Consider the following 16,415-nt stretch of genomic DNA (forward strand, 5'->3'; position numbering starts at 1 on the left):
GTGCCAACCAAGGTCGGCACCTACCGGCTGTCCGGACGGCACGGGGTCGGATCCCGTTGCTGCGCAACGGGCTCTGACCCCGGTGTTCTGGGGGAATGCCGTCCTGTGCTGCTGTGGGTAGGTGTCGACCTGGGTCGACACGGTAGATCCACGCCATGCGTGGATGAATCCCAACGTGCCGACCAAGGTCGGCACCTACCGCATCACAGCCCCTGCATCAACGCCATCTGCGCCGAATGCGGCGCTTCGTCGTGGGCCGGGGCACGCTTGTGGTACACGCCTTCGGCGTCCAGCTCCCACGCGTTGAGGTTGTCGTCCAGGTAGTTCTGCAGCACTTCGCGGTAGACCCGCTTGGCCAGTTCCGGGTCCAGTATCGGGAAGCCGGTTTCGACCCGGCGCAGCAGGTTGCGTTCCAGCCAGTCGGCGCTGGCGCAGTACATTTCCGGCGCGCCGTCATTGCCGAACCAGTACACCCGGCTGTGTTCCAGGAAACGTCCGACGATGGAGCGCACGCGTATGTTGTCCGATACCCCCGGCACGCCCGGGCGCAGGGTGCAGGCGCCGCGGATGATCAGGTCGATCTGCACCCCGGCCTGCGAGGCGGCGTACAGCGCGCGCACCACCTGCGGTTCGTTCAGTGCGTTCATCTTGGCGATGATGCGCGCCGGGCGACCGGCGGCGGCGACGCGGGTTTCGCGCTCGATCCTGGCCAGGATGCCGGTGTGCAGGGTGAAGGGCGACTGCAGCAGGCGCTTGAGCTTCATCTTCGACGCCAGCCCCGACAGCTGCTGGAACAGCAGGTGCACATCGTTGCCGATATCCGCGTCGGCGGTGATCAGGCTGATGTCGGTGTACGCGCGGGCGGTGCCGCTGTGGTAGTTGCCGGTGCCCAGGTGTACGTAGCGGCGCAGCTTGCGGCCCTCGCGGCGCACAATCAGCAGCATCTTGGCGTGGGTCTTGTAGCCCACCACGCCGTACACCACCTGCACGCCGGCTTCCTGCAGGCGGTCGGCCAGGCCCAGGTTGGCCTCTTCGTCGAAGCGCGCGCGCAGTTCCACCACCACGGTCACGTCCTTGCCGTTGCGGGCGGCCTGGATCAGCGCCTCCACGATCTGCGAGTCCTTGCCGGTGCGGTACAGGGTCTGCTTGATCGCCAGCACGTTCGGGTCGGTCGCGGCCTGCTTGATCAGGTCCAGTACCGCGCTGAACGCGTCGAACGGGTGGTGCAGCAGCAGGTCCTGGCGGGCCACGGTGTCGAAGATGCCGTCGCTGTCGCGCAGCGTGCGCGGGGTCATCGGCGGGTACTTCAGGTCCGGCTGCGCGATCAGGTCGTACAGCTGGATGATGCGGTTGAGGTTCACCGGGCCGTCGATGCGGTACACCGCGTTCTCGGTCAGGCCGAAGTTCTGCAACAGGGTGCGCACGATCTCGCGCGGCATGTCATGGGCGATCTCCAGCCGCACCGCCGGCCGATAGCCGCGGTCCACCAGCTCGTCGCGCAGGGCCAGCGCCAGGTTCTCCACTTCTTCCTCGTCCACCACCAGTTCCGAATTGCGGGTGACGCGGAACTGGTAGGCACCCTGGACTTCCATGCCCGGGAACAGTTCATCCACGAACGTGGACAGGACCGAGGACAGGAACACGAAGTTCTGCGGGCCCCCCAGCTTTTCCGGCAGCTGGATGATGCGCGGCAGCGAGCGCGGCGCGCGCACGATCGCCAGGTGGCCGGCGCGGCCGAACGCATCGGTGCCCTTCAGCACCACCACGATGTTCAGCGACTTGTTGAGGATCTTCGGGAACGGATGCACCGGGTCCAGGCCCAGCGGCGACAGCACCGGCATGATCTCGTTGCGGAAGTACGCGCGCAGCCATCGCTTCTGGCGGTGGGTCCACGAATGTCGGCCGAGCACGCCGATGCCGGCCTCCATCAGCGCCGGGCGCAGGGTCTCGTTCCAGCAGCGGTACTGCTGGTCCACCAGTTCCGCGGCCCGGTCGTGGATGGCATTGAGGATGGTCTGCGGGCTCATGCCATCGGGGGCCGGCGGCAGGCCGAATTCCTGCGCGTGGCGCACGGCCGCGGCACGGATCTCGAAGAATTCATCCAGGTTGGTGCAGGAAATGCACATGAAGCGCAGGCGCTCCAGCAGCGGCACCTGCGCGTCCATGGCCTGGGCCAGCACGCGGAAGTTGAAATCCAGCTGCGACAGCTCGCGGTTGATGTACAGCGCCGGGTCACGCAACGGATCGCTGTCCGGGCTCACGGGGAGGGGGAGGGATCCGAGGCTGCTCATGGCGTCATTCTTCGATGGAAGTCAGGGGGGCGGTGTCGCGCGTTCGTACGTGGTCGGCATCGAAATGGCAGGCAAACACCGAGCCCTTGCCGACTTCGCTGTCGATTTCCAGCCGGGCGTGGTGCAGGCCGAGGATGTGCTTGACGATGGACAGGCCCAGGCCGGTGCCGCCGCTCTCGCGCGAGCGGCTGCTGGACACCCGGTAGAACCGTTCGGTCAGGCGCGGCAGGTGGCTGGCCGGAATGCCGTAACCGGTATCGCGCACGGCCAGCACCACGCCGTCGCCTTCGCGGCGGAACTGCACGTCGATGCGGCCGCCGGCCGGGGTGTAGCGCACGGCGTTGGTCACCAGGTTGGAGAAGGCGCTGTGCAGCTCCTTGGTCGAGCCCTGCAGGTCCACCCCGGCCAGGTCGTCCACGTTGATCTGGTGGCGGCCCTGGCTGTGTGCCTCCGCTTCGCGGCGCAGGGTGGCCAGCATCGGCTGCATGGCCACGGTCTCTTCCTCGCTGTGTTCCTGCGATTCCAGCCGCGACAGAGTCAGCAGGTCTTCCACCAGCTGGGCCATGCGCTGGCTCTGTTTGCGCATTTCTTCCAGCATCGGGCCGGTGCCCGGGAAATCCTCCGGGTCCATCATGTCCAGGTAGCCATGCACCACGGTCAGCGGCGTGCGCAGTTCGTGCGACACGTTGGCCACGAAATCGCGACGCACCTGTTCCAGTCGCAGCAGCTTGCTGACATCACGCGCGATCAGCAGCCAATAGTCCTGCGAATAGGGGATCAGCCGCAGGTTCAGGCGGATGGCCGGGTCGACCGGCGAGGGCACGTCCAGGATCGGTTCGGCATTGCGCCCGCCGGCCAGCCAGTGGGCCAGCGGCATCGGTTGCAGGCGGTCCACCAGCGCTTCGCCCAGATCGCCGGGGTGGTGCAGGCCGAGCAGGGCAGTGGCCGCTTCGTTGAACCACTGCACGCGCTGGCTGTTGCGGTCCAGCACCACCACCGCATCGGGCAGGGCGGCAGCGGCGGCACGGTAGCTGCGCAGCATGTCCAGCAGGCGGCGCTTGCGCACGCGCATTTCCACCTGGTTGCGGTACAGCAGGCGGTCCAGCTCGTTCCACACGCCGGAACCTTCCTCGGCGGTTTCCCAGCGCTGGCGCGCGGTCAGCCGGCGCAGCACGCTGCGCAGGCGCCAGTAGTGCCAGGCCAGCGTGGCCAGGGCGGCCAGCGCGATGCACAGCCACAGCTGCCCACTGAACCACCCGACCACGCCGGCCAGCACCAATACCGCTGCCACGGAGGCCAGCGTCTTCAACCAGGCGGAGCGGATGTGGCGGGGCATTGCGGTCTCGTCGTTGGAGGCGGCGGTTCACGCGGTGAACCGAGGGTTATAGCAGAGTTGCCGACACCGGCACCGGCAGGTGCGCGGTGCCGGCACGACGAGGCTCAGGTCGCGGTGGAGAAGCGGTAACCGGCGCCGCGCACGGTCTGCACCATGTTCTCGGCATTGAACGGTTCCAGCGTCTTGCGCAGGCGGCGGATGTGCACGTCGATGGTGCGCTCTTCCACGTACACGCTGCCGCCCCACACATGGTCCAGCAGCTGCGCGCGGGTATACACGCGTTCGGGGTGGGTCATGAAGAAGTGCAGCAGTCGGTATTCGGTCGGGCCGATCGGCACCGGCTGGTCGTTGGCGAACACGCGGTGGGCGGCGCCGTCGATGCGGATCGGACCGACCGACACGCTGCCGTCCTCGTCGTCATCGCGGGCGCGGCGCATGACCGCGCGGATGCGCGCCAGCAGTTCGCGCGCGGAGAACGGCTTGACCACGTAGTCGTCCACGCCGGCTTCCAGGCCACCCACGCGATCGTTCTCTTCGCCGCGTGCGGTCAGCATGATGATCGGCACTTCGCGGGTCAGCGTTTCCTTGCGCCAGCGACGGGCCAGGTCCAGGCCGCTGGTGCCCGGCAGCATCCAGTCCAGCAGGATCAGGTCCGGCACGCGGTCGGCGATGGCGGTCTGGGCTTCACGGGCATCGCCCGCGTGGACCGGCTCGTAATCGCCCTTGCGCAGGGCGAAGGCGACCATTTCTCGGATCGCGGGCTCGTCGTCGACGATCAGGATGCGTTTCTGCACGAGGACACCGTAGGGCTCGGTTACTGGAGTGGTGCCAGTAGACTACGGTTTGATGACATGTTTGTGACGACCCGGCCGGATAAATCTCCCGCTGCCACACTCCGGTCATCCGCGCCTCAGCGGCGGTCCAGCTCCGGGTCCTGCACGCCCTGGCGGCGCAGCTCCAGCACGGTGGGGGTGATCGCCTCGATGCGCGCATCCACGCGCGCGCGGCCCACGTAGTCCAGCTCCGGATTGCGCTTCAGCGCCTGCAGCTGCATCAGCGCCTGTTCCGGGCGGCCCCCCAGGAAGGCGGCTTCGGCATAGGCTTCGCTGGCGCGCACGCTGTCCCCGGCCAGTTCGCTGGCACGGGCGTAACGCTGCTGGAAGACCGGATCGTTACCACTTTGCGACAGCAGCGGGCGCAGCATGGCCTGGGCGCGCTGGCCGGCCTCGCGCCCGCCCTGTTCGTTCAGGATCTCGGCATAGGTCAGCGCCACCGGCCGGCTGTTGGGGTGCTGGCGCAGCAGCTGTTCGAAGCGCGCGTTGGCCTGGGCGGGCTGGCCCGAGCGCGATTCGGCTTCGGCCAGGGCCAGTGCCAGCCACAGGTTGTCGGGGTGGGTCTGGGCCAGGGCGGCCAGCGCCTGGCGCGACTGCAGCGCACCGCTGCGGCTGCCGCGCATGCCGGCCAGGGCCTGGCCGTAGCGCTGCGCATCGGTCAGCCCGTTCTTCTGCCGCTTGGCCAGATCGGCGTACTCACGGTCCACCTCGCCACTGTTGTCGCCACTGAGCACGCGCAGGCGCTCGCGGGCCCAGTCGAAATCGCCGCTGGGGCCGCGGTTGAGCTGGCCGATCGGCAGGCGCAGCACGCTGCCGGGCAGCAGCGGGTTGTTGCCGCGCAACAGCGGCTCGGACAGGCTGGGGTCGGCAGGATTCACCCGCTCCTTGCGCTCACCGCCCGGGGTGGTGGTGGTCAGCACCACCGTGTCCTTCTTCATCTGCTCGGCGCGCGCCTTGGCTTCGCTGATGCGCGTGGTGTTGACCGGGTGGGTGCGCAGGAAATCGGGAATGCTGTAGCCGCCGTCGTTGCCGCGCATCGCCGCGGACATGCGTTCGAAGAAGCCGGCCATCGCGTCCACGTCGTAGCCGCTGCGCGACAGGGTGCGGATGCCCAGGCGGTCGGCTTCGGATTCGTTGGAGCGGGTGTAGTTGATCTGCCGCTGCTGCATCAGCCCCATGCCGGAACTGATCGCGGCCATGGTGGCGTCGCCGGACGAATTGCCGCCGCTGGCCTGGGCGGCCACCACCGCCGCCAGCATGCCCAGCAGGATCGGAATCTGGTCGCGCTGGGCCCGTTCAACCCCGCGCAGCACGTGCTGCTGGGTCACGTGGGCGATTTCATGGGACAGCACCGCAGCCACTTCATCTTCGCGCTCGGCGGTCAGCACCAGGCCTGCATTGACCCCGATATAGCCGCCCAGGGTGGCGAAGGCATTGATCTGCCGGTCCTTCATCATGAAGAAGGTGTAGGACTGGCGGGGCTGGTCGCTGTTGGAGCCCAGCCGGGTGCCCATGGTCTGCAGCCAGTCGTTCACCAGCGGGTCGTCCAGCAGGTAACCGTAGTTGCGCAGCTCGCGCAGCATCATGGCGCCGTACTCGGCCTGGCGGGCCGGGGTCAGCAGCTCGCCGGCCGACGAGCCGATGTCGGGCAGCTTTTCCTGGGCGCGCGCCAGCGGCATGGCCAGGGCCAGGGTAACGGCGGTTGTCAGCAGCAGGGCTCGCAAGCGGGACATCCTCGGGCAGGGCGGGCACAGCGTGGCAGGGCAGGGGGCAACCCTTCGTTAATCCACAGTGTTGCGGTGGTGGCGTGGAAATTCCAGCGCACCGGTACCATATACAGACCGTCGATCCATCGTGGAGTTTCCCGTGACAGCCCAGCCCACCGGCGCCAGCCCCGCCATCACCATCTATTCCACCGCCGTCTGCCCGTACTGCGTGGCCGCCAAGAACTTCCTCAAGAGCAAGGGCCAGCAGTGGACCGAGGTCCGCATTGATCTGGACCCGGCCGAGCGCGAGAAGATGATGGCCCTGACCCGCCGTACCAGCGTGCCGCAGATCTTCGTGGGTGACGTCCACGTGGGAGGCTATGACGACATGATGGCCCTGCACCGTGAAGGCAAGCTTGAGCCGCTGCTGGCCGGGCAGGGCCAGGCATGAGCGCCGCCGACGAGGGCAGCAAGGACCGCATCGCCGAGTTCACCGCGTTCCGCAAGCGCATGAACGAGCGCATCCTGGGTGAGCCCAACCAGGTCGTGCGCCGCTTCTTCGCGCTGGATACGCAGACCTACCAGGCCGGCGCGCTGGATGTGAAGACCAAGGAACTGCTGGGCCTGGTGGCCTCGATGGTGCTGCGCTGCGATGACTGCATCAGCTATCACGTGGCCCAGTGCAAGGACGCCGGGGTCACCCGCGAAGAGTTCTTCGAGACCTTCTCGGTGGGCCTGGTGGTGGGCGGTTCGATCGTCATTCCGCACTTGCGCCGCGCCGTCGATTTCCTCGACCAGCTGGAAGGCGGCGCCGCCGCCCCTGAAGCACACGAGCACTGAAGCCTCCCCGGGCCATGCCCGGCGGGCAGCTGAACGAACAGCCGCCGGGCACGGCCCGGCGCGACTGGCCCCCGCTGCGCGGGGCCTTTCCCGAGATCCCCCCGCCCAGGAGCCCTGATCGGCTCCTGGTAGCGCCGGGCCGTGCCCGGCGAATAGCGGGTGTGCCGACCGCCGGGCACGGCCCGGCGCTACCGGACGCGCGCAGGGGCCTTTACCGCTATCTCTCAGCCCAGGAGCCCCTTCTTGTTGAAGGGGCGCGCCGACAGGCGGGGGTAGAGGAGGAATGCGCGGGCAATTGTGCCTTTGCCGGGGTCAGGACCATGGTCTACTTGGGTAGCCGGGCCCGGCTAAGGCATAATTGCGGGTGAAACTTCCTTTGCGCCGGCGTTTCCGGGCACGTCCGGACGGCGTACTTCCCCCTGTTCGGAACATCGATCAATGACGCAGAAAATTACGGTCATCCGCGGCGACGGCATCGGCCCGGAAATCATGGACGCCACCCTGTACGTGCTGGACCAGCTGAACGCTGGCCTGGAGTACGAAGACGCCGACGCCGGCCTGGTGGCCCTGGAAAAGCACGGCGACCTGATGCCGGCGGTGACCCTGGAATCGATCGCGCGCAACAAGGTGGCGCTGAAGAGCCCGCTGACCACCCCGGTCGGTGGTGGCTTCACCTCGATCAACGTCAGCCTGCGCCGCCATTTCGACCTGTACGCCAACGTGCGTCCGGCCCACACCTTCCCGAACACCAAGTCGCGCTTCGACAACGTCGACCTGATCACCGTTCGTGAGAACACCGAAGGTGCCTACCTGGCTGAAGGTCAGGAAGTCTCGGCTGACGGTGAGACCGCCTTCTCGGGCACCCGCATCACCCGCAAGGGCTCCGAGCGCATCGTGCGCTACGCCTTCGAGCTGGCCCGCAGCGTCGGCCGCAAGAAGGTCACCGCCGTGCACAAGGCCAACATCATCAAGTCGACCTCGGGCCTGTTCCTGAACGTCGCCCGTGAAGTGGCCGCGCAGTACCCGGACATCGAGTTCCAGGAAATGATCGTCGACAACTGCTGCATGCAGCTGGTGATGCGTCCGGAACAGTTCGATGTGATCGTCACCACCAACCTGTTCGGCGACATCATCTCCGACCTCTGCGCCGGTCTGGTCGGCGGCCTGGGCCTGGCCCCGGGTGCCAACATCGGCAAGGACGCGGCGATCTTCGAAGCCGTGCACGGCACCGCGCCGGACATCGCCGGCCAGGGCAAGGCCAACCCGTGCGCGCTGCTGCTGGCAGCCGCACAGATGCTGGACCATATCGGCCAGCCGGAAAACGCCGAGCGCCTGCGCAAGGCCATCGTCGCCACGATGGAAGCCAAGGATTCGCTGACCGGCGACCTGGGCGGCACCGGCACCACCATGGGCTTCGCCAAGGCCATCGCCACCCGCCTGTAAGCGGACGGTCGATCGCGGTTGGATACCCAGCGGGGCGCCTTCGGGCGCCCCGTTGCGTTTGCGGGTGGATCCACGCACGCGTGGATGAGGGAACGCCAATCTGTGCGTTTCCCGCACAGATCATGTGCCGGAATACGGCTGGTCCGTGCGCTGTCGGCTGCGCATCCTGTGCCGACCTTCCCTTGCACAGAAGCTGCCCCATGAACCTTTCCGCGTTTGGCCTGGCCAGCCTGATCGGCATCGCCGTCACCGCCCCCGTCGCCGCGGCCGCGCCTTCCCATCCCACCATCCGCCACATGGCCGGTGCGCCTTCGGTCACTGCACTGAATGCAGCGACGACCGCGCTGCTGGTCATCGACTTCCAGAACGAATACTTCGATGCCAGTGCCGCGCCGGGCTTCAGCGGCGGGCGCATGGTCATTCCCGATGGCAAGGCGGCGCTGCGCCAGGCCAAGCGCGTGGTCGATTTCGCCGATGCCAATGGCATCCGCGTCATCCATGTGCAGCACGTGTTGCCGGCCGCTGCACCGCTGTTCGCGCAGGGCAGCGTCAACGCCGCCTTCCACCGTGACCTGCAGCCGCGCCCCGGCGACACTGTGGTGCAAAAGGACAACGTGAGCGTGTTCGCCGGTGCCTCGGCCGCCGTGCTGGACAAGACGTTGAAGGACGCGGGCATCGACACCCTGATCGTGACCGGCCTGCAGACCCACGCCTGCGTGGTCGGTGCTGCCCGCGACGCCGCCGCCGCCCCGCGCGGCTACCGCGTGATCGTGGCCGGCGATGCCACTGCCAGCCGGGATCTGGACCTGGCCGGCGGCCAGCGTATCGGTCACCGCGCGCTGCACGAGGCATCGTTGGCGCAGATCGAAGATGCCTTCGGCCAGGTGCTGAGCACCGATGCGGTCCTGGCACTGCCCGTGCGCAAGGCTGGCGACGGCGCTTGATAAGCTGGCGGGGCCCGCAGATCGCGGGCTCCGCTTCCGGGAGCTGTCTTCGATGGATCACTTCGCCGCCCTGCGCGCGCTGCGCGCCATCGTCGAAGCAGGCAGTTTCAGCGCCGCCGCCGAGCGCCAGGGCACCACCCATTCGGCAATGTCGCGGCAACTGCGGCAACTGGAAGAGCACCTGCAGGTGCGCCTGCTCGACCGTAACAGCCGCCGCCTGTCGCTCACCGAGGCCGGCCGCGAGTACTACGGCGAAGCGGTCGGCCTGCTGGATCGCCTGGACGCGGCCGATGATCGCGCCCGCGCCGGCCAGGCACAGCCCAGTGGGCGGCTGCGCATCAGCGTGCCGCAGGTGGTGGCCAGCCAGGAACTGCCGCATTGGCTGCCGGCTTTCCTCGCCCGCTACCCGCAGGTCTCGCTGGATCTGTCGGCCGACGATCAACTGGTCGACATCGTGGGCGGCGGTTTCGATCTTGCCCTGCGCATTGCGCCATCGCTGCCGGACAGTCAGCTGGTAGCGCGCGAGCTGGCCCGTTGCCCGCGCATCCTGGTGGCGGCGCCAGCGTATCTGGCGCGGCATGGCTTGCCGCGGCAGGTGGCGGATCTGCAGCAGCATGCGCTGCTGGGCTTCAGCCCCACCGCTGCCAGTGCGCCGTGGCACCTGCACGGCCCGCGTGCCGCCACCGCCACGATCGACGCCGGCCAGCGCCTCCGCGTGGACGCCACGCCGGCCCTGTATGCGGCGGTGCTGGCGGGCATGGGCATCAGCCTGTTCACCGCATTGACCGTGCAGGAGGACCTGCGTGCCGGTCGCCTGGTGCGCGTGCTGCCGGCCTGGCATGGTGGCCAGCGCTGCTACTTCGCGCTGTATCCGCACGCACGTGCGCTGGCGCCCAAGGTGCGGGCGCTGATCGACCATCTGGCCACGCACTATGCGGCGTGGCGCAGTGGCTGATGCTCAGGCCGGGCGGAACATGCGGAAGCGTTGTTCGGCAGTGACCCGGAAGTAGTCGGACGGGCCGCCGCCGCGCAGGATGGGATCGCCGGCGGCGGTGTCATAGATGCCATCCACCAGCAGTCGCTGGTCGATATGCACGGCCACCACTTCGCCCAGCACCAGCCAGCCGTTGGTGTCCTGCCCGGCGGCATCGCGCAGGCGCACGATCTGCGTGCAACGGCACTCCATGCTGACCGGGCTCTGCGCCACGCGCGGCGGGCGCACCTGGGTGGACGCCAGTGGGGTCAGCCCGGCCAGGGCGAACTCGTCCACCTCCGGCGGCACCGCGCGGCAGCTCTCGTTCATCGCTTCGGCCAGCGCGAACGTGGCCAGGTTCCAGACGAACTCGCCCGTGGCCTCGATGTTGTGCAGCGAATCCTTGCGGCCCTGGCTGGAGAAGCCAATGATCGGCGGGATGTAGTTGAACGCGTTGAAGAAGCTGTAAGGCGCCAGGTTCAGCGCGCCCTCGGCGTTGCAGCTGGAAATCCAGCCTATCGGGCGCGGGCCGATGATGGCGTTGAACGGATCGTGCGGCAGGCCGTGGCCTTCGGCCGGGCGGTAGCTGTGGAAGCGGGGGAGGGAGGTGTTCTGCATGGGGTGGGGTTCCAGATGAAAAAAACCGCGACCCTTGCGGATCGCGGTTTGTCGTTTACAGCCGTGTCTGTGATCAGCGCTGCTGGATCTTCGACAGCAGGCGCAGGAATTCGACGTACAGCCAGACCAGGGTCACCATCAGGCCGAATGCGCCATACCACTCCATGTACTTCGGCGCGCGCTGGGCCACGCCGCTTTCGATGAAGTCGAAATCCAGCACCAGATTCAGTGCGGCCACCACCACCACGAACAGGCTGAAGGCAATGCCCAGCCAGCTGGCGTCATGGATCACCGGCACGTTGATGTTGAAGAAGCCCAGCACGAACGAGGCCAGGTAGAGCAGGGCGATGCCGCCGGTGGCCGCGACCACGCCCAGCTTGAAGTTCTCGGTCGCCTTGATCAGGCCGCTGCGGTAGGCCATCAGCAGGGCGAACAGGGTGCCGAAGGTGAGCAGCACGGCCTGGAACACGATGCCCGGGAAGCGCAGCTCGAACACCGCGGAAATGGCACCCAGGAACAGGCCTTCCACCAATGCGTACAGCGGCGCGGTCACCGGCGACCATTCCTTCTTGAACACGGTGATCAGTGCCAGCAACAGGCCGCCGATCGCGCCGCCCATGGCGTACAGCTTCGCCCCGGCCATCACCTGGCCGTAGTCGTCCACGGTCTGGTTCCAGGCAAAGGCAGCGGTCAGCACGGTCAACAGCAGCAGGATGCCGGTCTTGTTGACGGTGCCGTTGAGGGTCATGGCCTGGTCGGGGTGGGTGACCACCGAGCCGCTGGCCAGGTCCAGGAAGGTCGACTCGGAAAGAGCCGGGTTGCCGCTGCGCATGCGAAGTCTCCGTGCGAAAAGGGGATCGATACGGCCATCCGGCCGCTGGCTGCGAGCATAGCCGATGGCTGCTTACGCTGCTGTGGTGGCCGCGCCGGGGCGCCCGGGTGGCTGCCGGCCGCGTTGACAGGCTGCGCCACGCTTGGCCACAATGGCCAGCTCGCCGGGCCTGTGCCTGGCGGGGAAGCATCACCGGGGTATAGCGCAGTCTGGTAGCGCGCCTGCTTTGGGAGCAGGATGTCGGGGGTTCGAATCCCTCTACCCCGACCAATCCCACGCCATGTCGGATTGGACGCCGTTCCGGTTCGGGCGCCCGTAGCTCAACTGGATAGAGCACCGGCCTTCTAAGCCGGCGGTTACAGGTTCGATTCCTGTCGGGCGCGCCATCGGCGCGACAGTCCAGGGTATCGCCGGTGCAATGTGAAGAAGTGCTTGCAAAAGCGCGGCGGCTGCACCAGAATGTCGGACTCGCTTCGGCGGATCGGAACTTCGGTAACGGCCCCGGGCAACGTATCAAGCTTCAACGCCAGCAGCATCGGCGGTGCAGCGAAAGTTTCAGTGGTGGCTGTAGCTCAGTTGGTTAGAGTACCGGATTGTGATTCCGGTGGTCGGGGGTTCGAATCCCCTCAGCCACCCCACTGATTCAACCGCATCGGCAACGCCGACACGGTATTGCAATAAACAGAATGCACGTTACAATGTGCGTCTGAGTTTCACGGGCTGTTAGCTCAGTTGGTAGAGCAGTTGACTCTTAATCAATAGGTCCAAGGTTCGAATCCTTGACAGCCCACCAAGACGGAAGCCACCTGGTTCGCCAGGTGGCTTTTTTCTTCAGATGTAACCCTTCGCGATGGATCGCAGGTTGCAGCGCTTGTTTCAACGCTGTTGAAGAAAGTGCTTGCAACGCCCTCGCGGATCGGGTCATAATTCGCGCCCCGATTTCGGGCTGTTAGCTCAGTTGGTAGAGCAGTTGACTCTTAATCAATAGGTCCAAGGTTCGAATCCTTGACAGCCCACCAAGACGAAAGCCACCTGGTCCGCCAGGTGGCTTTTTTCTTTTCTGCGCTATTCGCGACAGGGGCGCAGCGCCTCAAGGTCGCATCCGTGCCACATGCGTCAGCGATGATTCGCAGGATGTGCACTGCATCCCAGCGCGCCCTTGGTGAGTGCTTCCCAATGAGGATTCCGCGCCGCCGTGCGCATCTTCCAGGAAGGCTCTGATGGCCCCGATCAATCGTCCTGCTCTCGCCGTGGCACTAATCGTCGCGATCGTCACTGCGGGATGTGTCGCAGTTGACCCGCCGGTGCAGGCGGAGGCCGCCGTGGCAGCGCCCGATCCCGCGCACACTGTCGAACGCCCGGAGGGCAGTGCATTCCAGCCCGCGCAGCCGCTGGATCCCGCCGAAGGGCAGCCGTCCGCCCCCGCAGGTATCGCCGTGCAGCGTTCGGCCGATGGGCAGGCGATGCAGATCCGTCAGCTGGACGAAGCCGAGGCGGCTGCGGCGGGCGACGATGCCCAGCCCGCCCAGCCGGTCGATCCCGCGCCCTGACCCCGGCAAGGGGGACGGCCAAGCCCTGCACAGTGCCTGCGCAGTGGGGGTGGGAAAATACCGGCATGGATCCCGATACCTCCCACTCCCGCCCGCGCTGGCTGGGTTCGCGCCAGCAGTGGCTGGAACGCCTGGCCCTGTGGGGCGGCGCGGTGGCCGTGGCGCTGGCCGCGATTGTCTTCGCCAAGGCTAGCGACGGGGCGTTCGCGGTGTTCCGTCGCGTGCACGACGCCTCGCCGTGGTGGCCGCTGCTGCTGACCCCGGCGCTGTTCGCCCTGCTGGCCTGGCTGACCCAAGGCATTCTGCGGCCGACCCGGGGCAGTGGCATTCCGCAGGTCATCGCCGCGCTGGATACCCCAGACCGTGCCTTCCGCAAGCAGAACCTGTCCCTGCCGGTGTCACTGGGCAAGCTGGGCCTGACCGTGCTGGCCCTGCTGGGCGGTGCGTCGGTGGGGCGCGAAGGCCCTACGGTGCACATCGGCGCCAGCCTGATGTACATGATCGGCCGCACGTTCGGTTTCCGCGATCCACGCCAGGCGACCCATTTCCTGCTGGCCGGTGGCGCCGCCGGTATCGCCGCGGCCTTCAATACGCCCCTGGCCGGCGTGGTGTTCGCCATCGAAGAGCTGTCCGGCCGCTTCGAACACCGCTTCTCCGGCACCCTGCTGACTGCAGTCATCGTGGCCGGCGTGGTGTCGCTGGGCCTGCTCGGCAACTACACCTATTTCGGCCGGGTCAGCGCCACGCTGCCGTTGGGCATGGGCTGGCTGGCGGTGCTGCTGTGTGGGCTGGTGGGTGGCCTGGCCGGTGGGTTCTTCAGCCGATTGGTGCTGGCCGCCGTGGACGGCCGGCCGCGCTGGCTGGGTCGCAGCCGCAGTGCGCACCCGGTGCTGTTCGCCGGCGCCTGTGGGCTGGCCCTGGCCGTGCTGGGCCTGGTGTTCGGGCTGGGCGCGTTCGGTACCGGCTACGAGCAGGCCCGCGAACTGGTACAGGGCGGTGGCGGGGTGGGGCACAGCTTCGGGGCGATGAAGTTTGCCGCCAACCTGGTGTCGTATGTGGCCGGTATTCCCGGCGGGCTGTTCTCGCCGGCGCTTGCCGTGGGCGCCGGCATCGGCCACAACCTGGCCGTGCTGCTGCCCGGCGTGGACCCGGCCGCGGTGGTGGTGCTGGGCATGTGCGCCTACCTGACCGGGGTGACCCAGGCGCCGCTCACCTCGGCGGTCATTTCGCTGGAACTGACCGATACCAGTGACATGCTGCTGCCGATCCTGGCCGCGGTGCTGCTGGCGCGGGTGGCCTCGTCGTGGGTCTGCCACGTGCCGATCTACCGTGCGCTGGCCGAACGCCTGACCGCGGCGATGCCGGCCCCGGCACCCACCGCGGCCGCGCCTGGCCCCTGAAAAAGGCGTGTTCAGCTTTGTCACGCCTTCCGCTTTGCAGCCCCGCCTGCGACAATGAACGCCTGTGCCGGCCACGCGAAAGTGGCGGAATTGGTAGACGCCCTGGATTTAGGTTCCAGTGTCGCAAGGCGTGGGGGTTCGAGTCCCCCCTTTCGCACCAGTGCCGGCCTGTCCCCGCCCTGATCGGGCCTGCGCGGCCGCTTGACCGCCGCGCGCTGGCAGTGCACGCCGAATTGGGCGAAACTAAAGGGCTGCGGCAATGCAGGCGCGTCCCAGACGCCGTGTCCTTACAACCGATTCATCCATCATCGAGCCGGGGGCCAGGGCGCCACCGGTGGCAGGAGTCAACATGCAAGCTTCTATCGAATCCACCGGCAACCTGGAACGCCGCCTGAGCTTCTCGCTGCCGGAAGACCGTCTGCAGAGCCACATCAACGGCCGCCTGGGCGAAATCGCCCGTACCACCCGCATCAAGGGCTTCCGTCCGGGCAAGGTGCCGGCCAAGGTGATCGAGCAGCGTTTCGGCGCGCAGGTCCGTGGCGAGGCGCTGGACGGCCTGCTGCGCGAAACCTTCGACGCGGCCGTGCGTGAGCACGACCTGCGCATCGTCGGCAGCCCGCGTATCGACAAGGGCGAGGAAGGCGAATTCTCCTTCGTGGCCACCGTGGAAGTGGTGCCGGACTTCGGCGACCTGGACGTCAGCAAGCTGACCGTGGTCCGCCACTCGGCCGAGATCACCGACGCCGACATCGACCAGATGATCGAAAACCTGCAGAACCAGCGTCGTACCTGGGCCCCGGTCAGCCGTGGCGCGCAGGACGGTGACCTGGTCGCGGTGGAAACGTGGTCGCAGGCCGGCGAAGAGCGCCTGCCGGCCGAGGGCACCGAGAAGGGCTCGATCGTGCTCGGCCAGGGGATGATGTTCGACACCATCGAAAAGGGCCTGGTCGGCTTGGCCAAGGGTGAAGAAAAGACCCTGGACGTGGACTTCCCGGCTGACTGGCGCGTGCCGGTGCTGGCCGGCAAGACCGTGCAGGTCACCGTGAAGGTGGCCGAAGTGTCCGAGCCGGTCGTGCCGGCGGTGGACGAAGCCTTCATCAAGAGCTTCGGCGTGAAGGGCGGCGACGTCGAGCAGTTCCGCAGCGACATCCGCGCCAACCTGGAGCGCGAGCTGAAGGGCGCGCTGATGAACCGCCTGCGCCGCGAAGTGGGTGAGCAGCTGATCGCCGCCTACGCCTCGGTGGAAATGCCGCCGCGCCTGGTCGAGAACGAAGCCCGCGCCATGCTGGCCCAGCAGGTCGAACAGGCCCGCCGCAACGGCCAGAACGTCGGCCAGGTGCCGGCCGATGCCCATGAAGGCTTCAAGGACGCCGCTGCCAAGCGCGTGCTGGTCGGCCTGGTGGTGGGCGAAGTGGCCCGCGGCAACGACCTGCGCCTGGACCCCAAGCGCCTGAACGAAACGATGCGCCTGATCGCCTCGACCTACGAAGAGCCGGAGCAGGTCATTGAGATGTACCGCAACGACCCCCAGCTCATGTCGGGTCTGCAGAACCGTGTGATGGAAGAGCAGGTGATCGACTGGATCGCCGAGCGCGCCCAGCACACCGAAGAAAAGCTGTCGTTCCAGGACGCGATCCGCCAGTAAGATC

General features: G+C 67.4%; 14 protein-coding genes and 6 tRNA genes. 14 read left to right on the plus strand and 6 right to left on the minus strand.

From position 1 onward, the window contains the following. Positions 1–203: 203 nt before the first annotated feature. The 4 genes from ppk1 to C1931_RS04480 form a co-directional block, all read right to left on the minus strand. On the minus strand, positions 204–2,291 hold the full coding sequence (gene ppk1, locus C1931_RS04465) for a polyphosphate kinase 1 (RefSeq protein ID WP_108755518.1): 2,088 nt from the start codon (positions 2,289–2,291) through the stop codon (positions 204–206). Positions 2,292–2,295: 4 nt separating this feature from the next. Further along, the gene (phoR, locus tag C1931_RS04470; RefSeq protein ID WP_108755519.1) at positions 2,296–3,627 is read right to left on the minus strand and encodes a phosphate regulon sensor histidine kinase PhoR; all 1,332 of its coding nucleotides are present in this window, start codon (positions 3,625–3,627) and stop codon (positions 2,296–2,298) included. Between the two features lie 104 nt (positions 3,628–3,731). Further along, positions 3,732–4,421, minus strand: a complete 690-nt coding sequence (gene phoB, locus C1931_RS04475) for a phosphate regulon transcriptional regulator PhoB (RefSeq protein ID WP_108748700.1) — start codon at positions 4,419–4,421, stop codon at positions 3,732–3,734. A 116-nt stretch (positions 4,422–4,537) separates the two neighbouring features. After that, complete coding sequence (locus C1931_RS04480; RefSeq protein ID WP_199912006.1) at positions 4,538–6,193, minus strand: M48 family metalloprotease; 1,656 nt, start codon at positions 6,191–6,193, stop codon at positions 4,538–4,540. Positions 6,194–6,326: 133 nt separating this feature from the next. On the opposite strand from C1931_RS04480, the gene grxC reads away from it, so the two are divergent. The 5 genes from grxC to C1931_RS04505 all read left to right on the plus strand — a co-directional run bounded on the left by grxC (position 6,327) and on the right by C1931_RS04505 (position 10,348). Beyond that, positions 6,327–6,617 (plus strand): glutaredoxin 3, encoded by a 291-nt coding sequence (grxC, locus tag C1931_RS04485; protein WP_108755520.1) that lies wholly within the window; start codon positions 6,327–6,329, stop codon positions 6,615–6,617. Then, positions 6,614–7,006, plus strand: coding sequence for a carboxymuconolactone decarboxylase family protein (locus tag C1931_RS04490; RefSeq protein ID WP_108752308.1), 393 nt, complete (start codon positions 6,614–6,616; stop codon positions 7,004–7,006). Before grxC ends, C1931_RS04490 begins: the two co-directional genes overlap by 4 nt. 438 nt (positions 7,007–7,444) lie before the next feature. Then, on the plus strand, positions 7,445–8,449 hold the full coding sequence (locus tag C1931_RS04495) for an isocitrate dehydrogenase (protein ID WP_108748704.1): 1,005 nt from the start codon (positions 7,445–7,447) through the stop codon (positions 8,447–8,449). A gap of 200 nt (positions 8,450–8,649) precedes the next feature. Next, entirely contained in the window at positions 8,650–9,393 is a 744-nt protein-coding gene (locus tag C1931_RS04500; protein ID WP_108755521.1) for a cysteine hydrolase, read from the plus strand. 52 nt (positions 9,394–9,445) lie between these two features. Then, positions 9,446–10,348, plus strand: a complete 903-nt coding sequence (locus tag C1931_RS04505) for a LysR family transcriptional regulator (protein WP_108755522.1) — start codon at positions 9,446–9,448, stop codon at positions 10,346–10,348. A gap of 3 nt (positions 10,349–10,351) precedes the next feature. Here the strand turns inward: C1931_RS04505 and C1931_RS04510 are convergent, their stop codons facing one another. Together C1931_RS04510 and C1931_RS04515 are read right to left on the minus strand one after the other, a co-directional pair. Then, complete coding sequence (locus tag C1931_RS04510) at positions 10,352–10,984, minus strand: flavin reductase family protein (protein WP_108755523.1); 633 nt, start codon at positions 10,982–10,984, stop codon at positions 10,352–10,354. A gap of 73 nt (positions 10,985–11,057) precedes the next feature. Further along, complete coding sequence (locus C1931_RS04515) at positions 11,058–11,816, minus strand: Bax inhibitor-1/YccA family protein (protein WP_108755524.1); 759 nt, start codon at positions 11,814–11,816, stop codon at positions 11,058–11,060. A 193-nt stretch (positions 11,817–12,009) separates the two neighbouring features. Here C1931_RS04515 and C1931_RS04520 point away from each other — a divergent pair. The 9 genes from C1931_RS04520 to tig all read left to right on the plus strand — a co-directional run bounded on the left by C1931_RS04520 (position 12,010) and on the right by tig (position 16,411). Next, positions 12,010–12,086, plus strand: a tRNA-Pro gene (locus tag C1931_RS04520). A 39-nt stretch (positions 12,087–12,125) separates the two neighbouring features. Next, positions 12,126–12,202, plus strand: a tRNA-Arg gene (locus tag C1931_RS04525). A gap of 175 nt (positions 12,203–12,377) precedes the next feature. Then, a tRNA-His gene (locus C1931_RS04530) sits at positions 12,378–12,454 on the plus strand. 79 nt (positions 12,455–12,533) lie between these two features. Beyond that, positions 12,534–12,609, plus strand: a tRNA-Lys gene (locus C1931_RS04535). Between the two features lie 150 nt (positions 12,610–12,759). Further along, positions 12,760–12,835 (plus strand) — tRNA-Lys (locus tag C1931_RS04540). Positions 12,836–13,036: 201 nt separating this feature from the next. Continuing rightward, positions 13,037–13,366 (plus strand): hypothetical protein, encoded by a 330-nt coding sequence (locus C1931_RS04545; protein ID WP_159095449.1) that lies wholly within the window; start codon positions 13,037–13,039, stop codon positions 13,364–13,366. Between the two features lie 65 nt (positions 13,367–13,431). Beyond that, on the plus strand, positions 13,432–14,766 hold the full coding sequence (locus C1931_RS04550; protein WP_108755526.1) for a chloride channel protein: 1,335 nt from the start codon (positions 13,432–13,434) through the stop codon (positions 14,764–14,766). 75 nt (positions 14,767–14,841) lie between these two features. Continuing rightward, a tRNA-Leu gene (locus tag C1931_RS04555) sits at positions 14,842–14,926 on the plus strand. Between the two features lie 189 nt (positions 14,927–15,115). Continuing rightward, the gene (gene tig, locus C1931_RS04560; protein WP_108748712.1) at positions 15,116–16,411 is read left to right on the plus strand and encodes a trigger factor; all 1,296 of its coding nucleotides are present in this window, start codon (positions 15,116–15,118) and stop codon (positions 16,409–16,411) included. Positions 16,412–16,415 lie beyond the last annotated feature (4 nt).

Origin of the sequence: Stenotrophomonas sp. YAU14A_MKIMI4_1, assembly GCF_003086855.1 — a bacterium.
Taxonomy (GTDB): Bacteria; Pseudomonadota; Gammaproteobacteria; order Xanthomonadales; family Xanthomonadaceae; genus Stenotrophomonas.

Coding starts and splice junctions, on each gene's coding strand:
- tig (WP_108748712.1), top strand. CDS start 15,116: ATGCAAGCTTCTATCGAATCCACCGGCAACCTGGAACGCCGCCTGAGC.
- C1931_RS04500 (WP_108755521.1), top strand. CDS start 8,650: ATGAACCTTTCCGCGTTTGGCCTGGCCAGCCTGATCGGCATCGCCGTC.
- C1931_RS04550 (WP_108755526.1), top strand. CDS start 13,432: ATGGATCCCGATACCTCCCACTCCCGCCCGCGCTGGCTGGGTTCGCGC.
- C1931_RS04510 (WP_108755523.1), bottom strand. CDS start 10,984: ATGCAGAACACCTCCCTCCCCCGCTTCCACAGCTACCGCCCGGCCGAA.
- C1931_RS04495 (WP_108748704.1), top strand. CDS start 7,445: ATGACGCAGAAAATTACGGTCATCCGCGGCGACGGCATCGGCCCGGAA.
- C1931_RS04545 (WP_159095449.1), top strand. CDS start 13,037: ATGGCCCCGATCAATCGTCCTGCTCTCGCCGTGGCACTAATCGTCGCG.
- C1931_RS04480 (WP_199912006.1), bottom strand. CDS start 6,193: ATGTCCCGCTTGCGAGCCCTGCTGCTGACAACCGCCGTTACCCTGGCC.
- ppk1 (WP_108755518.1), bottom strand. CDS start 2,291: ATGAGCAGCCTCGGATCCCTCCCCCTCCCCGTGAGCCCGGACAGCGAT.
- C1931_RS04515 (WP_108755524.1), bottom strand. CDS start 11,816: ATGCGCAGCGGCAACCCGGCTCTTTCCGAGTCGACCTTCCTGGACCTG.
- phoR (WP_108755519.1), bottom strand. CDS start 3,627: ATGCCCCGCCACATCCGCTCCGCCTGGTTGAAGACGCTGGCCTCCGTG.
- C1931_RS04490 (WP_108752308.1), top strand. CDS start 6,614: ATGAGCGCCGCCGACGAGGGCAGCAAGGACCGCATCGCCGAGTTCACC.
- C1931_RS04505 (WP_108755522.1), top strand. CDS start 9,446: ATGGATCACTTCGCCGCCCTGCGCGCGCTGCGCGCCATCGTCGAAGCA.